The organism is Streptomyces sp. NPDC001920, from assembly GCF_053594495.1.
In genome coordinates this window covers 311,238-333,255 of the sequence record NZ_JBSFEP010000002.1, presented here as the reverse complement: position 1 = coordinate 333,255, position 22,018 = coordinate 311,238, and the positions used below count along the sequence as shown (strand labels likewise).

General features: G+C 71.1%; 24 protein-coding genes and 1 riboswitch. Of the genes, 13 read left to right on the top strand and 11 right to left on the bottom strand.

The window, feature by feature from the left end:
- The first annotated feature begins 21 nt into the window (after nucleotides 1–21).
- The 3 genes from ACWCPI_RS04085 (at nucleotide 22) to ACWCPI_RS04075 (ending at nucleotide 2,580) form a co-directional block, all read left to right on the top strand.
- Nucleotides 22–570 (top strand): DUF5304 domain-containing protein, encoded by a 549-nt coding sequence (locus tag ACWCPI_RS04085; protein WP_451036616.1) that lies wholly within the window; start codon nucleotides 22–24, stop codon nucleotides 568–570.
- A 172-nt stretch (nucleotides 571–742) separates the two neighbouring features.
- On the top strand, nucleotides 743–1,696 hold the full coding sequence (locus tag ACWCPI_RS04080; protein ID WP_451036615.1) for an ROK family glucokinase: 954 nt from the start codon (nucleotides 743–745) through the stop codon (nucleotides 1,694–1,696).
- A 134-nt stretch (nucleotides 1,697–1,830) separates the two neighbouring features.
- Nucleotides 1,831–2,580 (top strand): endonuclease/exonuclease/phosphatase family protein, encoded by a 750-nt coding sequence (locus ACWCPI_RS04075; RefSeq protein ID WP_451036614.1) that lies wholly within the window; start codon nucleotides 1,831–1,833, stop codon nucleotides 2,578–2,580.
- Nucleotide 2,581: 1 nt separating this feature from the next.
- Here ACWCPI_RS04075 and ACWCPI_RS04070 read toward each other — a convergent pair whose 3' ends face one another.
- Nucleotides 2,582–3,379, bottom strand: a complete 798-nt coding sequence (locus tag ACWCPI_RS04070) for a hypothetical protein (RefSeq protein WP_451036613.1) — start codon at nucleotides 3,377–3,379, stop codon at nucleotides 2,582–2,584.
- Nucleotides 3,372–4,148, bottom strand: a complete 777-nt coding sequence (locus tag ACWCPI_RS04065) for an alpha/beta hydrolase (protein ID WP_451036612.1) — start codon at nucleotides 4,146–4,148, stop codon at nucleotides 3,372–3,374. The genes ACWCPI_RS04070 and ACWCPI_RS04065 overlap by 8 nt, the downstream gene beginning before the upstream one ends.
- Nucleotides 4,149–4,341: 193 nt before the next feature.
- On the opposite strand from ACWCPI_RS04065, the gene ACWCPI_RS04060 reads away from it, so the two are divergent.
- The 5 genes from ACWCPI_RS04060 to ACWCPI_RS04040 all read left to right on the top strand — a co-directional run bounded on the left by ACWCPI_RS04060 (nucleotide 4,342) and on the right by ACWCPI_RS04040 (nucleotide 9,285).
- Nucleotides 4,342–5,076, top strand: coding sequence for a lysophospholipid acyltransferase family protein (locus ACWCPI_RS04060; protein ID WP_451036611.1), 735 nt, complete (start codon nucleotides 4,342–4,344; stop codon nucleotides 5,074–5,076).
- Nucleotides 5,077–5,110: 34 nt separating this feature from the next.
- On the top strand, nucleotides 5,111–6,340 hold the full coding sequence (macS, locus tag ACWCPI_RS04055; RefSeq protein WP_451036610.1) for a MacS family sensor histidine kinase: 1,230 nt from the start codon (nucleotides 5,111–5,113) through the stop codon (nucleotides 6,338–6,340).
- A complete protein-coding gene (locus ACWCPI_RS04050) occupies nucleotides 6,337–7,029 on the top strand; it encodes a response regulator (protein ID WP_451036609.1) in 693 nt (230 codons plus the stop codon). Before macS ends, ACWCPI_RS04050 begins: the two co-directional genes overlap by 4 nt.
- A gap of 138 nt (nucleotides 7,030–7,167) precedes the next feature.
- Nucleotides 7,168–8,196 carry a 6-phosphofructokinase gene (locus ACWCPI_RS04045; protein ID WP_451036608.1) on the top strand — a complete coding sequence of 343 codons (1,029 nt, stop codon included), beginning with the start codon at nucleotides 7,168–7,170 and terminating at the stop codon, nucleotides 8,194–8,196.
- Nucleotides 8,197–8,289: 93 nt separating this feature from the next.
- A complete protein-coding gene (locus ACWCPI_RS04040; RefSeq protein WP_451036607.1) occupies nucleotides 8,290–9,285 on the top strand; it encodes a 2-hydroxyacid dehydrogenase in 996 nt (331 codons plus the stop codon).
- On the opposite strand, the gene ACWCPI_RS04035 is transcribed toward ACWCPI_RS04040, so the two are convergent.
- Both ACWCPI_RS04035 and ACWCPI_RS04030 read right to left on the bottom strand, forming a co-directional pair.
- A complete protein-coding gene (locus ACWCPI_RS04035) occupies nucleotides 9,237–11,117 on the bottom strand; it encodes an anthranilate synthase family protein (RefSeq protein WP_451036606.1) in 1,881 nt (626 codons plus the stop codon). The two genes, ACWCPI_RS04040 and ACWCPI_RS04035, sit on opposite strands and share 49 nt — an antisense overlap.
- A gap of 116 nt (nucleotides 11,118–11,233) precedes the next feature.
- A complete protein-coding gene (locus tag ACWCPI_RS04030; protein ID WP_076973970.1) occupies nucleotides 11,234–11,290 on the bottom strand; it encodes a trp operon leader peptide in 57 nt (18 codons plus the stop codon).
- A 96-nt stretch (nucleotides 11,291–11,386) separates the two neighbouring features.
- Between ACWCPI_RS04030 and ACWCPI_RS04025 the strand changes: the two genes are divergently transcribed.
- The gene (locus ACWCPI_RS04025) at nucleotides 11,387–12,739 is read left to right on the top strand and encodes a class II 3-deoxy-7-phosphoheptulonate synthase (RefSeq protein ID WP_451036605.1); all 1,353 of its coding nucleotides are present in this window, start codon (nucleotides 11,387–11,389) and stop codon (nucleotides 12,737–12,739) included.
- 176 nt (nucleotides 12,740–12,915) lie between these two features.
- Nucleotides 12,916–13,140, top strand: coding sequence for a (2Fe-2S)-binding protein (locus ACWCPI_RS04020; RefSeq protein ID WP_451036604.1), 225 nt, complete (start codon nucleotides 12,916–12,918; stop codon nucleotides 13,138–13,140).
- Here ACWCPI_RS04020 and bfr read toward each other — a convergent pair.
- Nucleotides 13,137–13,613, bottom strand: coding sequence for a bacterioferritin (gene bfr, locus ACWCPI_RS04015; RefSeq protein ID WP_388797848.1), 477 nt, complete (start codon nucleotides 13,611–13,613; stop codon nucleotides 13,137–13,139). The two genes, ACWCPI_RS04020 and bfr, sit on opposite strands and share 4 nt — an antisense overlap.
- A 175-nt stretch (nucleotides 13,614–13,788) precedes the next feature.
- Here bfr and ACWCPI_RS04010 point away from each other — a divergent pair, with 175 nt between their 5' ends.
- Nucleotides 13,789–14,421 carry a sulfite oxidase-like oxidoreductase gene (locus ACWCPI_RS04010; RefSeq protein WP_451036603.1) on the top strand — a complete coding sequence of 211 codons (633 nt, stop codon included), beginning with the start codon at nucleotides 13,789–13,791 and terminating at the stop codon, nucleotides 14,419–14,421.
- 21 nt (nucleotides 14,422–14,442) lie between these two features.
- On the opposite strand, the gene ACWCPI_RS04005 is transcribed toward ACWCPI_RS04010, so the two are convergent.
- The 6 genes from ACWCPI_RS04005 to thiO all read right to left on the bottom strand — a co-directional run bounded on the left by ACWCPI_RS04005 (nucleotide 14,443) and on the right by thiO (nucleotide 20,206).
- Complete coding sequence (locus ACWCPI_RS04005) at nucleotides 14,443–14,931, bottom strand: DUF4396 domain-containing protein (protein ID WP_451036602.1); 489 nt, start codon at nucleotides 14,929–14,931, stop codon at nucleotides 14,443–14,445.
- Nucleotides 14,932–15,006: 75 nt separating this feature from the next.
- Entirely contained in the window at nucleotides 15,007–15,900 is an 894-nt protein-coding gene (locus ACWCPI_RS04000) for a deoxyribonuclease IV (protein WP_451036601.1), read from the bottom strand.
- Nucleotides 15,901–15,959: 59 nt separating this feature from the next.
- Nucleotides 15,960–17,906 carry a Stk1 family PASTA domain-containing Ser/Thr kinase gene (pknB, locus tag ACWCPI_RS03995; protein WP_451036600.1) on the bottom strand — a complete coding sequence of 649 codons (1,947 nt, stop codon included), beginning with the start codon at nucleotides 17,904–17,906 and terminating at the stop codon, nucleotides 15,960–15,962.
- Nucleotides 17,907–18,024: 118 nt separating this feature from the next.
- Nucleotides 18,025–18,819 carry a thiazole synthase gene (locus ACWCPI_RS03990; protein WP_451036599.1) on the bottom strand — a complete coding sequence of 265 codons (795 nt, stop codon included), beginning with the start codon at nucleotides 18,817–18,819 and terminating at the stop codon, nucleotides 18,025–18,027.
- Nucleotides 18,820–18,821: 2 nt separating this feature from the next.
- Nucleotides 18,822–19,043, bottom strand: a complete 222-nt coding sequence (gene thiS, locus ACWCPI_RS03985; RefSeq protein ID WP_451036598.1) for a sulfur carrier protein ThiS — start codon at nucleotides 19,041–19,043, stop codon at nucleotides 18,822–18,824.
- Entirely contained in the window at nucleotides 19,040–20,206 is a 1,167-nt protein-coding gene (gene thiO / locus ACWCPI_RS03980; RefSeq protein ID WP_451036597.1) for a glycine oxidase ThiO, read from the bottom strand. Before thiO ends, thiS begins: the two co-directional genes overlap by 4 nt.
- Nucleotides 20,204–20,315: riboswitch (TPP riboswitch) on the bottom strand. Its footprint overlaps the gene before it by 3 nt.
- Nucleotides 20,316–20,367: 52 nt before the next feature.
- On the opposite strand from thiO, the gene ACWCPI_RS03975 reads away from it, so the two are divergent.
- On the top strand, nucleotides 20,368–20,718 hold the full coding sequence (locus ACWCPI_RS03975) for a hypothetical protein (RefSeq protein ID WP_451036596.1): 351 nt from the start codon (nucleotides 20,368–20,370) through the stop codon (nucleotides 20,716–20,718).
- Nucleotides 20,719–20,750: 32 nt separating this feature from the next.
- Complete coding sequence (locus tag ACWCPI_RS03970) at nucleotides 20,751–21,992, top strand: NAD(P)/FAD-dependent oxidoreductase (RefSeq protein ID WP_451036595.1); 1,242 nt, start codon at nucleotides 20,751–20,753, stop codon at nucleotides 21,990–21,992.
- Nucleotides 21,993–22,018: the final 26 nt, after the last annotated feature.

Sequence of the window (22,018 nt, the reverse complement as noted above, 5' to 3'; positions counted from 1 at the left end):
AACCGTAGTCAGGAGTCCGTCATGAGCGAAGAGCTCCCCCCGTCCGAAGCGTGGGAGTCCCCCCGCTCGTCGAGCGAAGCCGAGAGTGGGGGAGAGCACGAGGCGATCGACGAGGTGCGGGCCGACGAGGTGCGGGCGTCCGACGCCGACGCCTGGGCGACGGCGTGTGCCGAGGACCTCGCGCAGGAGAAGGCCCGCCGCCGGGCCCAGCACGGCGCACCTGCGGGCTCGGCCGCCGAGGAGCTGCGCAAGCTGGTCGACACCGTCGCGGACAAGCTGTCGAACATCCAGTCCCCGCTGCTCGGCGCGGTCGCCGGGCCCGCCGCCCAGCAGGTGGTCAAACAGGTCGTGGACCAGGCCAGGGCCGCTGTCGAGCCGGTCATCGAACGCAACCCGGACGTCTTCGACCACCTGGCCGCGGCCGGCAGCGAACTCCTCGCCGCCTACCGCTCCGCGGTCCAGGCCCAGGAACGGCGCTGGACGACCGGGGAGAGCGGCGGACACGACCTCCAGGAGCGTCGGGACCGGGGCGACGAGGCCGGACCCGGCCAGCGCATCGACCTCGACTGACCCCGGCGAACCTCCGGGACCGCAGCCGGACGAGCCCCGTGGCCTACCACCGGGACCGCGGCCGGACGCCGGTGGGCCCCCTGGCCTGTCCGCCGGACGGACGACGGGACCCCGGGGCGGGGGCCTCGGGTACGGTTGGCCGTAGCGGGGCTCGACCGAAACTGAGGGATTCATGGGACTCACCATCGGCGTCGACATCGGCGGCACGAAGATCGCGGCCGGCGTGGTCGATGAGGAAGGCAACATCCTCTCGACCCACAAGGTGCCGACCCCGGGCACGCCCGAGGGCATCGTGGACGCCATCGCCACCGCGGTGGAGGGCGCGCGCGCAGGACACGAGATCGTCGGCGTGGGTATCGGTGCGGCCGGTTACGTCAACCGCCAGCGCTCGGAGGTCTACTTCGCCCCGAACATCGACTGGCGCAACGAGCCGCTGAAGGAGAAGGTCGAGGCCCGCGTCGGCCTCCCGGTCGTCGTCGAGAACGACGCCAACGCGGCGGCCTGGGGCGAGTACAAGTTCGGCGCGGGCAAGGGCCACCGCAACGTCATCTGCATCACGCTCGGCACGGGCCTGGGCGGCGGCATCATCATCGGCAACAAGCTGCGCCGCGGGCACTACGGCGTGGCCGCCGAGTTCGGCCACATCCGCATGGTGCCGGACGGCCTGCTGTGCGGCTGCGGCAGCCAGGGCTGCTGGGAGCAGTACGCCTCCGGCCGTGCCCTGGTCCGCTACGCCAAGCAGCGCGCCAACGCCACCCCGGAGAACGCCGAGATCCTCCTCGGCATGGGCGACGGCACCCCCGACGGCATCGAGGGCAAGCACATCTCCATGGCCGCCCGCCAGGGCGACCCGGTCGCCGTCGACTCCTACCGCGAACTCGCCCGCTGGGCCGGCGCCGGCCTCGCCGACCTGGCCTCCCTGTTCGACCCGTCCGCCTTCATCGTCGGCGGCGGCCTCTCGGACGAGGGCGAACTGGTCCTCGACCCGATCCGCAAGTCGTACAAGCGCTGGCTGGTCGGCGGCAACTGGCGCCCGGTGGCGGATGTCATCGCCGCCCAGCTCGGGAACAAGGCGGGCCTGGTGGGCGCGGCCGACCTGGCCCGCGAGCCCGACCCGATCATGTAAGGCATGTAAGGGACTTCTTCGTCCGCCGGGGACCGCTCCGGCCCAGGGGCGCGGGGACCTGCGCGACAAGCCACGACGAGCCGGCTGTCGCACACAGCCTCGCGCCCCGCGCCATGGGGCGTAGATTGATCCACATGGAGTCGCTCCCCCATTCCCGCACGGAACCCGACGGTTCCGCGGTCGTCAGGGTCCTGAGCTACAACATCCGTTCGATGCGGGACGACACCGACGCCCTGGCCGGGGTGATCAACGCCTGCGCCCCCGACCTGGTCCTGGTCCAGGAGGCCCCCCGCTTCTTCCGCTGGCGCAAGCAGCTCGCCCGCCTCGCCCACGCCTGCGACCTCGTCGTCCTCACCGGTGGTGCCACGGCCGCGGGTCCCGCGATCCTGTGCGACCTGAGGGCCACCGTGGAGCGCACGCAGGACGTGCTCCTCCCGCTCACCCCCGGGCTGCACCGGCGCGGCTTCGCCACGGCGGTGGTCCGCTTCGGCGGCGCCCGCCTCGGCGTGCTGAGCTGCCACCTCTCCCTGCAGAAGGACGAGCGCCACGACCAGGGCGGCATGCTCCTCGACCACCTGGCCGATCTGGGCGTGGAGCACGCCGTCGCCGGTGGCGACCTGAACGAGCGCCCCGGTGGCCGCACCTTCCGCCGCCTGGCCGAGGACCTTCAGGACTGCTGGGCCATCGCTCCCTGGGGCGGCGAGTACACCTCGACCCCGGCCGACCCCCATCAGCGCATCGACGCGATCTTCGCCACGAAGGGCATCGAGGTGCTCGGCTGCGGTGTCCCCCGGCACCACCCCGGGGTGACGGAGGCAGACCTGAGGGCGGCCACGGACCACCTTCCGGTCCTGGCCGCCCTGAGAATCCCCGCGGACGGGTAGGTCAGACGACGGCGCCCCGCCCGGGATCGTCGTCCTCTTCGTCATCCGGCTTCATCCGCATGACCAGCGTGGCGAACCCGCCCACGAACCCGCCGATGCCCAGCGTGGTCAGCCACCAGGTCATCTCCCAGCCGAACACGACGGCCAGCAGCAGCAGGATCGGACCGCCGAGCACGCCGAGCCAGGCGAACTTCGCGGTCGGGTCGGCGTCGGGCAGCGGTGGCGGCTCCGGCGGTACGAAGTGGCCCTCGTCGTCGGTGTCGAAGTCGTCCTCGGACGGTTCGGGCAGGCTGTAGTCGCGCGGGCCGACACCGGGAGCGAAGGACACGGAGCTGCCGAGCGGCCTGACCGGCCTGACCGGCTTGTCCTCCCCGGATTCCCCGGATTCCCCGGAGCCCTCGGATTCCCTGGAATCTCCGGAACCCCTGGATTCCCCGGAGTCTCCGAGCTTGCCGGGCTCTCCTGGTCCCCCGGACTCCCCGGCCTTGTCCGGCCCCGCGGACTTCTGGGGCCTCTCGGGCCTCTTGGGCAACTCGCCCCTGTCGCCCCGCTCGCCCTCGGCGCCGCCGGACTGCGCGTCCGCCCCGGCGCCCGCCTCGTCGTTCGTGTCGGCCTCCAGCAGGGCCAGGTCCTCGATCGACTTGAACGGCTTGGCGCCCGGCGGGTCCGGTGGCTCCTCGCCGTATCCGGCGACGATCGCCGCCCAGGCGGCGTCCTCGTCGAACGGGACGTGCTGCTCTTCCGGCTCGCGATCGTCGCGGTCCTCGCGTCTGTCGCGGTCGGAGTCGTGCTCAGCCACGTGCGTTCGTCCCTTCCTTGCTGGCGCCGGTTCTGAGCCGGTCGATGAAGCCGAGGCTCTCCTCGAAGATCCGGTTCGCGTCATGGTCCAACGTCGCCACGTGACAGCTCTGTTCCAGCACGACCTCCGTTACGTCCGTGGACGACACCCTGCTCAGGATCCGCGTCGAGTCCGCCGCCGGCACGACGTGGTCGTGCGCGCTGCGCAGAAGCAGCAGCGGCTGGGTGACCTGCGGCAACTCGCCGTCGACCAGACGGTGGAAGTTCCGCAGGGAATGGGCCGCGGGCAGCGGCACCCGGTCGTACCCGACCTCGACGCCGCCCTTGGCGATGTCCCCGGTCACTCCCCGTGTCGTACGGACGAGGTGGCGCAGCACCGCAAGGGCGTGCGCGGACACGCCGTGCACCTTGTTCGCCGGGTTGACCACCACCACGCCGGCCACGTCCACCCCGTGCTTCGCCGCGAGGCGCAGCGCGAGCGTGCCGCCCATGCCCAGGCCGGCCACGAACACCGATTCGCAGCGGTCGCGCAGGTCACGCAGGGCGCGGTCCACCTCGGCGTACCAGTCCTGCCAGCCGGTGAGCACCATGTCCTGCCAGCGCGTGCCGTGTCCCGGCAACAGCGGCAGCGAGACGGTGAGGTCCCGTTCGGCGAGATGTGCCGCCCAGGGACGCAGCGACTGCGGGGACCCGGTGAAGCCGTGGCAGAGGAGCACCCCGACCTCCCCGCCCTCGTGGCGGTACGGCTCGGCTCCAGGAAGGACCGGCACCTTTACGGTCTCCTGTTCGTGAGAAGGACGGCGGGAACGAGCGCAACGACATGGATCCACACGGCCGAGCCGCACATCGACACAGCCGGGTGTGCTTCACCGTACGCGACCGCACTGACACCGACCAGGGCCGTAGGACTCTTCGACAGTGCTCCGGGTTAAGGTCTGATCTACAGACACAGGAGGCACTCGGTTGTTGTACGGCGCGATGAAGGTGGCCATCGGGGGACCGCTGAAGGTCGCTTTCAGGCCCTGGGTGGAAGGGCTGGAGAACATTCCCGCCGAGGGCCCGGCGATTCTGGCGAGCAACCACCTGTCCTTCTCGGACTCGTTCTTCCTGCCCGCGGTCCTCGACCGCAAGGTCACCTTCATCGCGAAGGCCGAGTACTTCACGACCCCGGGCGTCAAGGGCCGGCTGACGGCCGCGTTCTTCAAGGGCGTCGGCCAGCTGCCCGTGGACCGCTCCGGAGCGCGCGGCGCGGGCGAGGCGGCCATCAAGAGCGGCATAGAGGTCCTCGAACGCGGTGAGCTGTTCGGCATCTACCCGGAGGGCACCCGCTCGCCCGACGGCCGCCTGTACCGGGGCAAGCCCGGCGGTCTCGCGCGCGTGGCCCTCGCCTCCGGAGCGCCGGTCATCCCGGTCGCCATGATCGACACGGAGAAGATCCAGCCGCCGGGCCAGGTGATGCCCAAGCTGATGCGGCCGGGCATCCGGATCGGCGAGCCCATGGACTTCAGCCGGTACCAGGGCATGGAGCACGACCGGTTCGTGCTCCGCGCGCTGACCGACGAGGTCATGTACGAGATCATGAAGCTCTCCGGCCAGGAGTATGTCGACATGTACGCGACCGCCGCCAAGCGGCAGATCGCGGAGGCGGCCAAGGCCGAGAAGGAACAGGCGCGGAAGAAGAAGGAACAGTCCGAATAGAGTCGGCCGCATCTGAGCCGAGGGGTGGGGGCGAGTGGCCAAGCGCGAGCGGGTCATGAGGATGTCGGTCGAGCAGCCGCTGTGGCGTGCGCTCACCGGCTACCGGGTGCTGACTCTGGTGTACGCGATCGGGCTCTTCGCCAGCGCCCACGACGAGGTCGCCCGCCCGTGGGTCGCCCTCGGCTACTACGCCGTCCTCGCCGTCTGGACGCTGGCCACCCTGCCCAGGGTCGCGAACGCGGCGAGCTGCACCAAGCGCTTCCTCGCCGTCGACCTCACCATCGCCCTGACCGGCATCCTGCTGACCCGGCTCGCCGAGTCGCCCGAGCGGATCGAGGCCGGTGCCCCGACCCTGCCGTCGATATGGACCGCGGGCGCCGTGCTGGCGTTCGCCATCAAGGGCGGCTGGCGCTGGGCCGCGTTCGCCTCCACGCTGGTCGCCGCCGCCAACCTGATCGAACGCTCCGGGGTGCCCACCCGCGACACCATCCACATGGTGCTGCTCGTCTGGATCGCCTCCATCGCCATCGGCTACGTCGTCGAGGTCGCCCGCGCCTCCGAGCGCACCCTCGCCCGCGCCCTGGAGATCGAGGCCGCGACCCGGGAACGGGAGCGGCTCGCCCGGGACATCCACGACAGCGTCCTGCAGGTGCTGGCCATGGTGCAGCGTCGCGGTGCCGTCATCGGGGGTGAGGCGGCCGAGCTGGGCCGGATGGCCGGCGAGCAGGAGGTGGCGCTGCGCACCCTGGTCTCGGGCGGCCTGGTGCCCGTCTCGCGGGTCTCGGAGGACGCCGCCGAGGGGGCGCTCGTACGCGCCGTGGAGGAGTCCGACGACGCCGGGGGCCCCGTCGATCTGCGCGCGCTGCTCGCCCCCTACGCCGGCGCCAGGGTGAACCTGGCCGAGCCGGGCGCCCCCGTGCCGCTGGCACCCGTCGCCGCGCGGGAGCTGGCCGCGGCCGTCGGCGCCGCCCTGGACAACGTCCGCAGGCACGCGGGGGAGCAGGCGCGCGCGTGGATCCTCGTCGAGGACGAGCCCGACGAGGTGGTCGTCACCGTGCGGGACGACGGGCCGGGCATCCCCGAGGGCCGGCTCGCACAGGCCGAGGGCGAGGGACGGCTCGGCGTCGCCCTGTCGATCCGGGGGCGGCTGCGGGACCTCGGCGGCACCGCCGAGCTGATCTCGGTGCCGGGGCAGGGCACCGAAGTGGAACTGAAAGTACCGAAGGACAGCAGCGCTTCACGGGGGAAGGCGGAGCAGCGATGACGGACACCACGAGCGGACAGCAGAGCCCTGTCAAGGTCATGGTGGTCGACGACCACCCCATGTGGCGCGACGCGGTCGCCCGCGACCTCACCCAGTCCGGCTTCGACGTCGTGGCCACCGCGGGCGACGGCGACCAGGCCGTACGCCGGGCCAAGGCCGCCACCCCCGATGTCCTCGTGCTCGACCTCAACCTGCCCGCCAAGCCCGGCGTCCAGGTCTGCAAGGAACTCGTCGCCCACAACCCGGCCCTGCGTGTCCTCGTCCTGTCGGCGAGCGGCGAGCACGTCGACGTCCTGGAAGCCGTGAAGTCCGGGGCGACCGGTTACCTGCTGAAGTCGGCCTCGACCGAGGAGCTCCTCGACGCGGTGCGTCGTACCGCCGTCGGCGATCCGGTGTTCACGCCGGGCCTGGCCGGACTGGTCCTCGGCGAGTACCGCCGTCTCGCCTCCGAGCCCGCGCCCGCCGCCCCCGACGCCGACCAGCCGAGGGCCCCGCAGCTCACCGAGCGCGAGACCGAGGTGCTGCGCCTCGTCGCCAAGGGCCTGAGCTACAAGCAGATCGCCGAACGCCTGGTCATCTCCCACCGCACGGTCCAGAACCACGTCCAGAACACCCTCGGCAAGCTCCAGTTGCACAACCGGGTGGAGCTGGTGCGGTACGCGATAGAGCGCGGCCTCGACGACGAGTGATCCATCGGCCGTCCGCTTGACGGCGCGTAAACCAAATACCCGGCGATTCACCGGAATTGCCGTCCCGACCCATCGCTGTGTGACCTGGCTCACCATTAGCGTGGCCTCACCAGGCAACCGCGGCGAAGGGATATTTCCATGCGGGTCGGAGTACTGACCGGAGGCGGCGACTGCCCCGGTCTCAACGCCGTCATCCGGGCCGTCGTCCGCAAGGGCGTACAGGAGTACGGCTACGACTTCGTGGGTTTCCGGGACGGCTGGCGTGGCCCCCTGGAGAACGACACCGTCCGCCTCGACATCCCCGCCGTGCGCGGCATCCTGCCCCGCGGCGGCACCATCCTCGGCTCCTCGCGCACCAATCCCCTCAAGCAGGAGGACGGCATCCGCCGTATCAAGGAGAACCTCGCCAAGCAGGAGGTCGAGGCGCTCATCTCGATCGGCGGCGAGGACACCCTCGGCGTCGCCACCCGCCTGTCCGACGAGTACGGCGTGCCCTGCGTCGGCGTGCCCAAGACCATCGACAACGACCTGTCCGCCACCGACTACACCTTCGGTTTCGACACCGCCGTCGGCATCGCGACCGAGGCCATCGACCGGCTGCACACCACCGCCGAGTCCCACATGCGGGTGCTGGTCGTCGAGGTGATGGGCCGTCACGCGGGCTGGATCGCCATCCACTCCGGTCTCGCCGGCGGGGCCAACGCCATCCTCATCCCCGAGCAGCGCTTCGACGTCGACAAGGTGTGCGCCTGGGTGACCTCGCGCTTCAAGGCGTCGTACGCCCCGATCGTGGTCGTCGCCGAGGGCGCCATGCCCAAGGACGGCGACATGGTCCTCAAGGACGAGTCGCTGGACTCCTTCGGGCATGTGCGGTTGTCCGGCGTCGGCGAGTGGCTGGCCAAGGAGATCGAGAAGCGGACGGGGAAGGAGGCCCGTACGACGGTCCTCGGCCACGTCCAGCGGGGCGGCACCCCCAGCGCGTTCGACCGCTGGCTCGCCACCCGCTTCGGACTGCACGCCATCGAGGCCGTCCACGACGGCGACTTCGGCAAGATGGTCGCCCTGCGCGGCACGGACATCGTCCGGGTCCCGATCGCGGACGCCACGGAGAAGCTGAAGACGGTGGACCCGAAGCTGTACGAAGAGGTCGGGGTCTTCTTCGGCTGACGACCGGCCGGTTCCCCTCGGCTGCTTCCCGCCCGGCGACATGGGAGGGTGGGCCGTATATTCGGGCCATCGCCCAGCGGACGGGGAGCAGCCTTGGAGATCCTGGCCTTCGGCGTGCAGGCGGACGAGAAGCCACTGATCGAGGGGGCCTTCGCGGGCCGCCACGAGGTCCGGTGCCTGGACGTCTTCCTCAACGAGGACACCGCCCCCATCGCCACCGGCCACGAGGTCGTCTGCACCAGCGTCAACTGCGACCTCGGGGACCGCGTCCTGCGGACCCTCGCGACCGGCGGGACGCGGATGGTGGCCCAGCGCTCCACCGGGTTCAACAACATCGACCTCGATGTCGCCGAGCGCCTCGCCATGACGGTCGCCCGGGTGTCCTCCTACTCGCCGTACTCGGTGGCCGAGTTCGCCTGGACCCTGGCCATGGCGGTCAACCGCCGTATCGTGCGGGCCTCCACGCGCACACGGGACTTCGACTTCCGGCTCGACGGCCTGATGGGCCGCGACATGCACGGCCGTACCGCCGGGATCCTCGGCACCGGCAAGATCGGTGAGGCGTTCGCCCGCATCGCCCACGGCTTCGGCATGAATCTGCTCGGCTGGGACGTCACCGAGAACCCCGCCTGCGTGCGGCTGGGCATGCGTTACGTCCCCAAGGAACAGCTCCTCGCCGAGTCCGACCTGATCAGCCTGCACGTGCCCCTGCTGCCGGAGACCCGGCAGCTCATCGACGCGGCCGCCCTGAAGGTGATGAAGGACGACGCGATCCTGATCAACTCCAGTCGCGGCGGCCTCGTCGACAGCGCGGCCCTGGTCGGAGAACTGCGGGCGGGCCGCTTCACCGGCGTCGGACTCGACGTGTACGAGGCGGAGGCGGGCCTGTTCTTCCTCGACAAGTCCCTCCAGGCCGTCGAGGACGACACCCTGGCCCGCCTCGTCACCTTCCCGAACGTCCTGGTCACGTCCCACCAGGCGTACTACACGGTGGACGCGGTCGGTCAGATCATCGAGACCACGGTGAACAACGTCCTCGACTACACGGCCGGCCGCCGCTCGCAGAACGTGCTCGTGCCGCGCAGCTGAGCGACCAGCTCCCGTACGACCGTGGCGCCGTTCAGCGTCAGGACCGACTCCGGGTGGAACTGGACCCCGGCGAAGCCCGGCCCGCGCACGGCATGGACCTCGTGCGACGTACTCCGGCTCACCTCCACGCCGTGCGCGGCGAGCTCGGCGGCGGCCTCGTCGTCGCAGCGCGCCACGAAGCTGTTGTAGAAACCGACCGTCTCCGGCCGCCCGAACAGGTCGATCGTCGTCTGCGCCCCCTGGTACGGCACCTCCTTGCGTACGATCTCCAGCCCCAGCTCGGCCGCGATCAGCTCGTGCCCCAGGCAGACGCCGAGGACGCCGTGCCGGTGGCCGCCGACGACCTCGGCGGTGAGGTCACGCAGAAAGCGCATCTTGGGGTCGGTGAGGTCGGACGGGTCGCCCGGGCCGGGGCCGAGCACGAGGGGACCCTCGTGAGCGAGCACCGCCTCCCGCAGCCCTTCCTCGTCGTAGCGCCGGACGGTGACCTCCAGGCCGCTCGACCGCAGCACGTGCGCGAGCATCGCCGTGAAGGTGTCCTCGGCGTCGACGACCAGGGCGTGGCCACCCAGCTCCTCCGACCGCTCCTGCATCCGCAGCCAGAACGGCGCCAGCGACGCCCGGCGCCCGTCGAGCGCGGCACGCACGCGCGGATCGTCGGCGAGACACGCGCGCGTGTGCTCCGCACGCGGCCGGGACGGACGCACCCCCAGGGCCGCCAGCACACCCGCCGCCTTCGCATGGGTCTCGGCGACCTCGCTCGCCGGGTCCGAGCCGCGCACGAGGGTCGCGCCGACCGGAACCCGCAGGTGCCCGTCGCCGGAGATGTCGGCGGTGCGGATCAGGATGGGGGAGTCGAGGGTCTGGGCGCCGCCCGCGTCCCGGCCGAGGAGCGCCAGCGCACCCGCGTAGTACCCGCGCCCCCCGACCTCGTGCCGTTCGATCACCCGGCACGCGTTCTGCACGGGGGAGCCGGTGACGGTGGCCGCGAACATGGTCTCGCGCAGCACGTCCCGTACGTCCAGCGAGGATTTCCCGCGCAGCTCGTACTCGGTGTGCGCGAGGTGTGCCATCTCCTTCAGCCGCGGTCCGACGACCACTCCGCCCATGTCGCCGACGGTGCACATCATCTTGAGCTCCTCGTCGACGACCATCGACAGCTCCTCGATCTCCTTGCCGTCGGCGAGGAAGCCGAGCAGATGCTCGGGCGTCGGCCCCTCGGCGGGATAGCGGTACGTCCCGCTGATCGGGTTCATGACGACGGTCCCGCCGGACATCCGCACATGCACCTCGGGACTCGCCCCGACCAGCGTCCGGTCCCTGGTGTGCACGACGAACGTCCAGTACGCGCCCCGCTCACCCTCCAGCAGCCGCCGGAACAGGGCCAGCGCGTCGGCCCGCCCGAACCCCGGGATCTCCCCCTCGTACGTCCGCCGGATCACGAAGTTCGCGCCCTCGCCCCGCCCGATCTCCTCCCGCAGCACCCGTCCGACGATCTCCGCGTACTCCTCGTCGGCCACGTCGAAGCCGCCGCCCTCGACACGCACCTCGTGGGCCGGAAGCTGCGCCAGGGCGTCGGCGAGCGGGACGCGGTACGACTCCTCGGGTGCGAGCACGAGCAGGGGCGTGCCGTCGTCGCGGACGTCGAAGCCGCGCTCGCGGATCTGGCGGAAGGGGACGAGCGCCAGGCCCTCGTCGGGGAGGTCGGCCAGACGGTCGTGGGCGGTGACCGGGCCGACGAGGACCTCGACCGTCTCGTGGTCCTGTCCCGGGGCGCGACGGCGCAGCAGGGCGAACGGGCGGGGGTCGTCCAGCAAGCCGAGCAGGTTCATGGGTCCGTGCTCCTTCTCAGTGAGACTCGGTGGTACTCAGTGGGAGAGGAACGGACCCCGGGAAACACCGAAGGCCGCCCCTCGGGCGGCCTTCGCGAAGTCTTGCGTACGCGCAGTCAGTGGGCCGCCGGATGAGCGGTCCACCACCAGTTCTGGATCGAATGCGCGAACATGCGAGGGACCCTACCGCATGTCCGGGTCGTGTACCTCGTGTCTCAATTGCTGGGCATGGGGCTGGAGGCCCGACACGACCCCGTAATGTTGAGTGCGTGACCGTGAACGCTAAGACCAGCGCGAGCGCTGGCAACACCTGGCGAGACCTGCCCGCGGCGCAGCAGCCCGAGTACCCCGACCTTGAGGCTCTGCGCGCAGTCGTTGCGGACCTCGAGTCGTATCCGCCGCTCGTCTTCGCGGGCGAGTGCGATCAGCTGCGCGCCCGGATGGCGGCCGTCGCCAAGGGAGAGGCGTTCCTCCTCCAGGGCGGCGACTGCGCCGAGGCCTTCGACGCGGTGTCCGCCGACCACATCCGCAACAAGCTGAAGACTCTGCTCCAGATGGGCGCCGTGCTGACGTACGCCGCCTCGGTGCCGGTCGTGAAGGTCGGCCGTATCGCCGGCCAGTACTCCAAGCCGCGCTCCAAGCCGACCGAGACCCGCGACGGCGTCACGCTGCCGACCTACCGCGGCGACTCCGTCAACGGCTTCGACTTCACCGAGGCCGCCCGCGTGCCGGACCCCGAGCGCCTGAAGCGGATGTACAACGCGTCCGCCTCCACGCTCAACCTGGTGCGCGCCTTCACCACCGGCGGCTACGCCGACCTGCGTCAGGTGCACGCCTGGAACCAGGACTTCGTGAAGTCGTCCCCGTCCGGCCAGCGCTACGAGCAGCTGGCCCGCGAGATCGACAACGCGCTGAACTTCATGCACGCCTGCGGGGCCGACCCGGAGGAGTTCAAGACGGTCGAGTTCTACGCCTCGCACGAGGCGCTGCTGCTCGACTACGAGTCCGCCCTGACCAGGGTCGACTCCCGCACCGGCCACCTGTACGACGTCTCCGGGCACATGGTGTGGATCGGTGAGCGCACCCGGCAGCTGGACGGCGCGCACATCGAGTTCGCGTCGAAGATCCGCAACCCGGTCGGTATCAAGCTCGGCCCGACCACGACGGCCGAGGAGGCGCTGCAGTACATCGACCGCCTCGACCCGGAGCGCGAGCCGGGCCGGCTGACCTTCATCGTCCGCATGGGCGCCGACAAGATCCGTGACCGGCTTCCCGAGCTGGTCGAGAAGGTCACCGCCTCCGGTGCCGTGGTGGCCTGGGTGACCGACCCGATGCACGGCAACACCTTCGAGGCCGCTTCCGGTCACAAGACCCGCCGCTTCGACGACGTGCTCGACGAGGTGAAGGGCTTCTTCGAGGTCCACAAGGAGCTCGGCACCCACCCGGGCGGCATCCACGTGGAGCTCACCGGTGACGACGTCACCGAGTGCGTGGGCGGCGGCGACGAGATCTTCGTCGACGACCTGCACCAGCGCTACGAGACCGCCTGCGACCCCCGCCTGAACCGGAGCCAGTCGCTCGACCTGGCGTTCCTCGTGGCGGAGATGTACCGGGACCAGTAACCGGCCGGTTGCCACCTGGGCTGGGACTGGGGCGCGGATCACATGCGATCCGCGCCCCCTCCCACTTTTGCGGCTCCTGTGCGGCGGGTAAGGTTAGGTTAGCCTCACCGATCAAGAGGGCCCCTCGGTAAATCGGTACGGCACGACTTATCGAACCCCGGCGGGAGGTGGACCGCGTGTACGTCTGCAGTTGCTTCGGTGTCACCGAGCAGCAGGTGAAGCAGCACGCGGAGCGTGGCGCCTGCACCCCCCGCCAGATCGCCTCCGCCTGCAAGGCGGGTACCGACTGCGGGTCGTGCGTGCGCCGTATCCAGGCGATCCTGGGCAGGGGATCGTGCCCGCGCCGGGATCTGGCCGACCAGGGCCGGCCGGTGCTGTCCGAGCTGGAGGACGCGGCCTAGCTAGGCTGCTCGATCTGCTGCGCGAGGTACAGCGCCTCACCCAGCTTGTCGATGAGTTCCAGCTGCGTGTCCAGGTAGTCGATGTGGTGCTCCTCGTCCTCCAGGATCGCCTCGAAGAGGTTCGCCGAGGTGATGTCGCCCTTGGTGCGCATCACCTCGATGCCCCGCTTGAGCCGGTCGATGGCCTCGACCTCGACCTGTCGGTCGGCCTGGAACATCTCGGTGACGGTCTGGCCGACCCGGACGTGGAAGAGCCGCTGGTAGTTGGGCAGGCCGTCCAGCATCAGAATGCGCTCGGTGATCTTGTCCGCGTGCTTCATCTCGTCGATGGATTCTTCACGCGTGTACTTGGCGAGCTTGGTCCAGCCTTTGTTGTCCTGGATCCGGTAGTGCAGCCAGTACTGGTTGATCGCCGTCAGCTCGCCGGTCAGCTGCTCGTTCAGGAATTCGAGGACCTCGGGGTCGCCCTGCATCGCAGAGGCTCCTTCCAAGCGGGGGAACTGGCAGGTTGCGCCGCATGATTGCACCGGCAGCGAAGATCGTCCAGTAAGTCTTCACTTAGTAAGTAAGGGCATGCTTAGTCCATTTTGGGCTGAATTGGGGGGAGGGTGGTCCGGTGCACCGCCCAGGGTCTGTCAGGATGGAGTCATGGGTCAGCCGGTGGAGCGCGAAAGTGGAGCAGGGGCACACTCCGAACTTCCGCCGGGGCAGCGAGTGCAGCGCGGCTGGCCGGTCACGCACTACGGGCCGGTTCCCAAGTTCCGTCCCGAGCGCTGGGAGTTCCGGGTGTTCGGGGCCACCGCCGACGGCGAGAAGCACTGCTGGACCCATGGGGAGTTCACGGCCCTGCCGTACACCACCGTCGTGGCCGATCTGCACTGTGTCACGAAGTTCAGCATGCTCGGCGCGGAGTGGGGCGGCATTCCCGCCCGTACGATCCTGGAGATCGCCCCGCCCGCCCCGGCCGTCACCCACGTGATGGTGTGGGCGGAGTACGGGTTCAGCTCCAACCTGCGCCTGGCCGACTTCGCCTCCGAGGGTGCCATCTTCGCCACCCACAAGGACGGTGAACTGCTCACGGCGGAGCACGGCTTCCCCCTGCGCCTGGTCGTCCCTCATCTGTACGCCTGGAAGGGGCCCAAGTGGGTCCGCGGCGTGGAGTACATGACCGCCGACCGCCGTGGCTTCTGGGAGGAGCGCGGCTACCACAACATCGGCGATCCGTGGAAAGAGCAGCGCTACTCGTACCAGGAGGAGCCCGGGGACGGCCCCGAGCTCTGATCCCGGCCTTCCCGGTGGCCGTCAGTGGTGGTACTGGTGCACCACCGCGTGTCCCTTGCCGCGGCCGATCATCCACTTGTTCACCGGCGCGGTGAGGACGAAGGCGACGGCGAGCGCGATCGCCAGCACCCACCAGAACAGCGGGTCGGTGAGTTCGGCGTCCATGGCGCCCGGCCACAGCACGATCACGCCGTTGTCGACCAGTTCCATCACCGCGATGGAGAGGGTGTCCGCCGCCAGCGCCACCTTCAGGGCGGCGCGCAGTCCGACGCCCGCCTTGAGGACGCCCCACAGCGTGAGCGCGTAGCCGAAGAAGAAGGCGAGCGTGATCGCCAGTGCCAGGGTCGGGGCGGTGCTCCAGCCGAGCGCCGTGCCGATCACCATGCCCAGTACCTCGCCGATGGCACAGCCGGTGAGGCAGTGCAGGGTGGCCCGGACGGCCATCGCCCAGGTGCTGGTGGCGGACGGCTCGTCGTGGTGGGCGTGTGCCGTGTGGGCTTCGTGCTGCATGAGTGCCCCCAATGCCAGGTCATGGTTCCCGCATCGTGCGGGAACCATATACCCCCGTGGGGTATTCCCCAAGGGCTATGTGTCCCGAAGTTTCTTCAGTCGCTCCACGTCCGCCGCGTGCCCTTCCTTGCCGCCGGGAGTCTCGATGATCAGCGGTACGCCCTCGGTCGCCGGGTGGGTCATCAGCGCGCGGAACGGGTCCTCACCGATGTGACCTGCGCCGATGTTCTCGTGGCGGTCCTTGTGGGCGCCCACGACGTCCTTGGAGTCGTTGGCGTGGATCAGCTTCAGCCGGCCCTCGCCGACGGTGTCCACCAGCAGGTCGAGCGTCTGGTGCATACCGGACGGGCCGGTCAGGTCGTGGCCGGCGGCGAAGACGTGGCAGGTGTCCAGGCACACCCCCAGCTTCGGATGGGCGTCCAGTGCCTCGAAGTACGGCCCGAAGTCCCAGGTCCGCGAGCACAGCGAGGAGCCCTGTCCCGCGGTGGACTCCAGCAACAGGTACGGGTCGTCGTCATGGGTCAGCTCGTCGAGCAGCGGGAGCAGGGACTCCCGTACCTGCTTCAGCGCCACCGACCGCTCCCGTCCGCCGGTCGCGCTGCCCGTGTGCACGACCACGCCCAGCGCGCCGATCTGCCGGCCGCGGCGCAGGGAATGCCGCAGCGACTCCACCGACTTCTCGACGGTGGCCTCGGTGTGCGAGCCGAAGTTGATCAGGTACGGCGCATGGACGTACGCCGGGATGGACTCGGCCTCGCACCCCGCGCGGAACTCCTCGTCCTGCCGTGGATTGCCGACGGGCGTTGCCCACCCCCGCGGATTGGCGACGAAGACCTGGACCGCTTCGGCCTTGAGGTCGTGGGCGTAGCCGAGCCCCACGGAGCTGAGGCCGCCGGCCACGGGGACATGGCCTCCGACGGGGTTGCGGGAGGGGCCCGCGAGGGCGGGGCCGGACTGCTGACTTCTCACCCGTTCAGGGTGTCACGAGGCCATGCCCGCCCCGTCACCGGTGGTCGCGACGGCCCTGCTCAGCGGATGGTGATCGTGATGGTCGAGCCCTTGGGGGCCCTCTGGCCGCCCTCCACGGACTGCCGCTTCACGGTGTCCCCGAACAGCCCCAGCAGACCGCGGTCCTCGTCGACCGCGAAACCGGCGGCCTCCAGCTCGGCCTTGGCGTCGTCGACGCTGTCGCCGACCACGTCCGGGACCTCGATCATCTCCGGGCCCTTGGACAGCGTCAGCGTCACCGTGTCGCCCTCGGCGGCCTGCCTGCCCTCCGTCGGCGACTGGCGGGCGACCTGGCCGGCGTCGAACTCGGAGTTGACCCGCGCGGCGGCCACCTTCACCTTCAGGCCGGCCCCCTCCAGGTCGGCCTTGGCGTCGGCCAGGCTCTCGCCGGTGACGTCCGGGACGTCCACGGGGCTGCCCTTGCTGACGGTCAGCGCGACCGCGGAGCCGGAGCGGACCTTGGTGCCGTCACCCGGATCGGAGGAGATCACGAAGCCCCTGGGGACGTCCTCGTCGAACCTCTCGGTCCTCATGCCCGGTTCGAGGCCGCTGTCCTTCAGCACCGCCCGCGCCTTGTCCAGCTTGTAACCCTGGAGGTCCGGCACCTTCACGGTCTCCGGGCCCAGCGAGACGATCAGCTTCACGGCGTCGTTGTGCCGGATGCGGGCGCCCGGCTTCGGTTCCGTGGTGATGACGGTGCCGCGCCGGAAGGTGTTGCTGTGGGCGCGCTCCACCTTGCCCACGTCGAGCCCGGCCTCCTCCAGCCGGTCCCGTGCCTGCGCCTCGGTCTTGGACAGCAGCGGCGGCACCTCGGTGAACTGCCCGGAGTTGATGTACCAGACGCCGATGCCGAGGCCGAGTGCCAGCAGGACGGCGGCCACGACGACCAGCGGGCCGCGGGGCCGGCGCGAGGTCCGCGAGCGGTGGGGTGCCGGCGGCGGGGGCGGGGGCGTCTCCAGCCGGCTGGTCCTGTTGAAGACGGCCTGGGCGTCCGGCTCGTCCTCGTTCACGGGCAGCGGCCGCTGGATCGACAGTGCGCGCGGGATCACGCTCGTGCGGTCGTCGGCGTTGCTGCGCTCGGCCGTGAGCGCCTGCGGGGGCACGGCGTCCAGCTGCTCCGCGGTCAGCGCGGCGCGTGCCTCCCGGGCCTGCGCGAGCAGTGCCACGGCGTCGTACGGGCGGATGTCCAGGTTGCGCGCGGTCGCCGAGGCGACCAGCTCGTCGAGCTCGTACGCCAGCCCCGGCACCACGGCCGAGGGCGGCGGGACGTCCTCGTGGAGGTGCTTGTAGAGCACCACGGCGGGGGAATCCCCGTCGTGCGGCTTGTCGCCGGTGAGCATCTCGTACAGGACGACACCGCACGCGTACACGTCGACCCGGGCGTCGGCCGCTCCGGGCTGCTCGATCTGCTCGGGTGCGAGATAGGAGACGGTGCCGAGCACGGCACCGGTGGTGCTGGTGACCGTGTCCACGGACCGTACGAGTCCGAAGTCGGCGACCTTGACCCGGCCGTCATCCCCTATCAGGACGTTCTCCGGCTTCATGTCCCGGTGCACGAACCCGGCGCGGTGCGCGGCCCCGAGCGCGGCCAGCACCGGCTCCAGGATGTCGAGGGCCGCCCGGGGCTGGAGCGCCCCGCGCTCGCGCAGCACGTCGCGCAGGGTGCAGCCCGCGACGTACTCCATGGCGAGATAGACGTACGACCCGTCGGTGCCCTGGTCGAAGACCTGGACGACGTTGGGGTGCGCGAGCCGGGCGACGGACTTCGCCTCGCGGATGAACCGGTCGACGAACACCCCGTCGACGGCCAGCGCGGGGTGCATCACCTTGAGCGCGAGCACGCGGTCCAGGCGGGTGTCCACGGCCCGGTAGACCGTGGCCATCCCGCCGACCGCGATCCGCGCGTCCACGCGATACCGGCCGTCGAGCACCTGCCCGACCAGAGGGTCCTGAAGGGTCGTATCCACGCGGGTGAGTCTACGAGCCGACACCGACACACCTCCCGCCCCGACCGTGATCGGGGCGGGACTGCAGCCGACCTGTGACGCACACCTCACGAGCGAAAGGCTTGCGTCGAACGTGCGTTCAGAACGCGGGTCGCTCCGGGTCCAGCCGTGCCATGCCCTCCACCGGCGACGACGCCTCCGCGAAGTGACGGCGCGGAATACGCCCGGCCAGGCGGGCCAGACGCCCCGCCTCCACCGCATGCCTCATCGCGTCGGCCATCAGCACCGGCTCCTGGGCCCGCGTCACCGCCGAGGCGAGCATCACGCCCGCGCACCCCAGTTCCATCGCGAGCGCCGCGTCCGACGCCGTACCGGCACCCGCGTCCAGAATCACGGGCACGCGCGCGTGCTCCACGATCAGCTGGAAGTTGTGCGGATTGCGGATGCCGAGCCCGGAGCCGATCGGCGACCCCAGCGGCATGATCGCCGCACAGCCGACGTCCTCCAGCTTCCGGGCCAGCACGGGGTCGTCATTGGTGTACGGCAGCACGGTGAACCCGTCGTCCACCAGCGTCTCCGCCGCGTCCAGCAGCTCGATCGGATCCGGCAGCAGGGTCCGCTCGTCGGCGATGACCTCCAGCTTGACCAGATCCGTACCGAGCGCCTCGCGCGCGAGGCGGGCCGTCAGCACGGCCTCACCCGCCGTGAAGCACCCCGCTGTGTTCGGCAGCACCCGGATGCCGAGCCTGTCCAGGACGGACAGAACGGAGCCGTGCACCGACGGGTCCACCCGCCGCATCGCGACCGTGGTCAGCTCCGTCCCGGACGCCACCAGTGCCCGTTCCAGCACCTCCAGGCTGGGCGCCCCTCCGGTGCCCATGATCAGGCGGGAGGTGAAGGACGAGTCGCCGATGACAAAGGGATCGTCGGCCATGGTCAGCCTCCTTGGACGGCGGTGAGGACCTCGACGCGGTCCCCTTCGGCGAGGGGGGTCGACGGCCACTGCGCGCGCGGGACGACGGTTTCGTTGAGGGCGGCGGCCACTCCGGAGGGCGCCGCGGTGAGGGACTTCACGAGCGTGTCGAGAGCCGTGCCCGACTCGATCTGCCGACGCTCGCCGTTGACCGAGATGGTGACCGACTTGACCGGGGTGTTCATGCGGGCTGCTCCGTGAGTGCGGCGGGACTGAAGCGCCTGGGCGTGAACGCCCGGGCCTCCTCGGGGAGTTCACCGGTGGCCAGGACGTGCGCCATGGCGTCGCCGGTGACCGGTGTGAGCAGCACGCCGTTGCGGTAGTGGCCGGTGGCCAGCAGCAGCCCCGCCAGCTCGGTCGGGCCGAGCAGCGGCGCGTTGTCGGGCGAGCCGGGGCGCAGCCCGGCCCGCGTCTCGGTGAGCGCCAGCTCCGTGATGCCCGGCACCAACTCGTGGGCGTCGCGCAGCAGCTCGTAGACCCCGCCCGCGGTCACCGTCGTGTCCCAGCCCAGTTCCTCGCTCGTCGCCCCGACGACCAGCTCCCCGCTCGCGCGCGGCACGAGGTACACCTGGCTGCCGCGCACCACGGCCCGAACGGTCCGGCTCAGGAACGGCGCGTACCGCTTCGGCACGGTCAGCCGCAGCACCTGGCCCTTCACGGGGCGCACCGGCGGCAGTACGTCGTCCGGGACCCCGGGCAGCCGCCCGCTGCGACTGCCGGCGGCGAGGACCACCTGGCCGGCGCGCAACTCGGTGCCGTCCGCCGTGGTCACGCCGGCGGCCCGATCCCGTACGACGTCGAAGCGCTCGGCCCAGGCCCGGTGGAAGACCACACCGGCCCGCTCGCACGCCGCCACCAGCGCCCCGGCCAGCCGCCGCGGATCGATCTGGTGGTCGCCGTCCACCCGCAGCCCGCCGCGCACCCCCGGCGCGAGCATCGGCTCCAGGCGCCGGCACTCACGCCCCGACAACCACTCGGATTCCAGCCCCGAGCGGCGCTGCAGGGCGTGCAGTTCCCGCAGGTGGGCCCGGTCGTCGGAGTCCAGCGCGACGGCGAGCGTGCCGCAGCGCCGGTAGCCGAGGTCATGGCCGGTGAGCTCGGTGAGCTCGGCGACGAAGTCCGGGTACCGGCGGGCCGAGGCCAGGTTCAGACCCAGCAGCGTCTGCTCGCCGTAGTGCAGTTCCGTGACGGCGGCCAGCATTCCGGCCGCCACCTGGGCGGCGCCGCCGCCCGGCTCGGGGTCCACGACGGCCGTCGTGAACCCGCGCCCCGCGGCCCGCCACGCCGTGACCAGCCCGATGATTCCGCCCCCGATGACAAGGACGTCTGACGTTCGCGTACGCGACATGGGCGTCCAGCCCCTCCCTTCGCCGGCATGACCCGGATCAGGTTCGTACGGTCGGAGGCCGCCAGCCTCCCTCTCAGCCCGGTGCGTCCGGGCTCCCGCGAGTGCTCTACGTTGGCCACCCTAGCCCGACGCCGCAGACCTCAGTAAGGGAGCCCGTGCCCGTGGCCCGCTCGCTCGACGGACTCGTCCTCGCCCCCGTGGCCGACCAAGCCCCAGGTCAGGTGGGGACCCGCACCCGGTTCACGTACCACGAGGAGGACGGTGAGATCTGGGCGGAGTACGCGGGCGGCGACGTCGTACGCGGGTACCTGGTCGGCACCAGGGCAGGCGACCGGCTGGACTTCCGGTACGTCCAGCTCAAGCAGGACGGGACGACGTCGTCGGGCCACTGCGTGTCGACGGTGACCGACCTGCCCGACGGGCGGGTGCGCCTGGCGGAGAGCTGGGAGTGGGAGTCGCAGGCGGGTCGGGGCACGAGTGTTGTGGAGCAGGTCACTGAGCACGCCCCCTGACTGACGAATTGTCAGTTGTCTATGGTGATCAGGTGAGCGAGCAGACGCAGCAACAGGGCACGTCACAGGCGCGACGCGTGGTCGTCGCGGGCGCGGGCATGGCCGGGGTGCAGACCGCGGTCGCCCTGCGCGAACAGGGATTCACCGGCACCATCACCCTGATCGGCGCCGAACCCCACCAGCCGTACGACCGGCCTCCGCTGTCCAAGGCCGTCCTGCTCGGCAAAGCCGAGGGCTCCGCCTTCGACGTCGACTTCGACGCCCTCGACATCGAACTGCGGCTGGGGCGCGAGGTGCTGGGCGTGCGCACCGCCGACCACGAGCTGGACACCGAGGCCGGGGCCGTCCCGTACGACGTCCTGGTGCTCGCCACCGGCGCCGAACCCATCCGGCTGCCGGGTGCGGAAGGCGTTCCGGGTGTGCATCTGCTGCGCACCCTGGACGACGCCGAACGGCTGCGGCCGGTGCTCGCCCGGCAGCACGACATCGTCGTCGTCGGGGCGGGCTGGATCGGTGCGGAGTTCGCCACGGCCGCGCGTGAGGCGGGCTGCGCGGTGACCGTCGTGGAGGCCGCCGACCGACCGCTCGCGGGTGCCCTGCCCGCGGACGTGGCGGCGCCGATGACCTCCTGGTACGCGGACAGCGGGGCGGTGCTGCGGACGCACGCGCGCGTGGAGCGCGTCGAGCCCGGCGCGGTCGTCCTCGACGACGGCTCGCGGATCCCCGCGGGCGCCGTGGTGGTGGGCATCGGGGCGCGGCCCGCCACGGCCTGGCTGGCCGGTTCGGGCATCGAGCTCGGCGCGCAGGGCGAGGTCGTCGCCGACTCCCACCTGCGCACCTCCGTGCCGGACGTGTACGCCGTCGGTGACTGCGCCTCGTTCCCTTCGGGCAGGTACGGCGAGCGCCTCCTGGTCCACCACTGGGACAACGCCCTGCAGGGCCCGCGCACGGTCGCCGCGAACATCCTCGGCGAGGCCACGGGTGAGCCGCCCGCCGTCTACGACCCCGTGCCGTACTTCTGGTCCGAGCAGTTCGGCCGCTTCGTCCAGTACGCCGGCCACCATCCCGCCGCCGACACGACGCTGTGGCGCGGCGAACCGTCGGGCCCGGCCTGGTCGGTCTGCTGGCTGCGGGACGACCGCCTGGTCGCCCTGCTGGCCGTGGGCCGACCGAGGGATCTCGCCCAGGGCCGGCGGCTGATCGAGGCGGGCACCCGGATGAACCCGCAGCTGCTGGCGGACGCGACACGGCCGATGAAGGCGGCGGTGGCATAGCGCGTCGGGACCGACGGCTCCGCCCG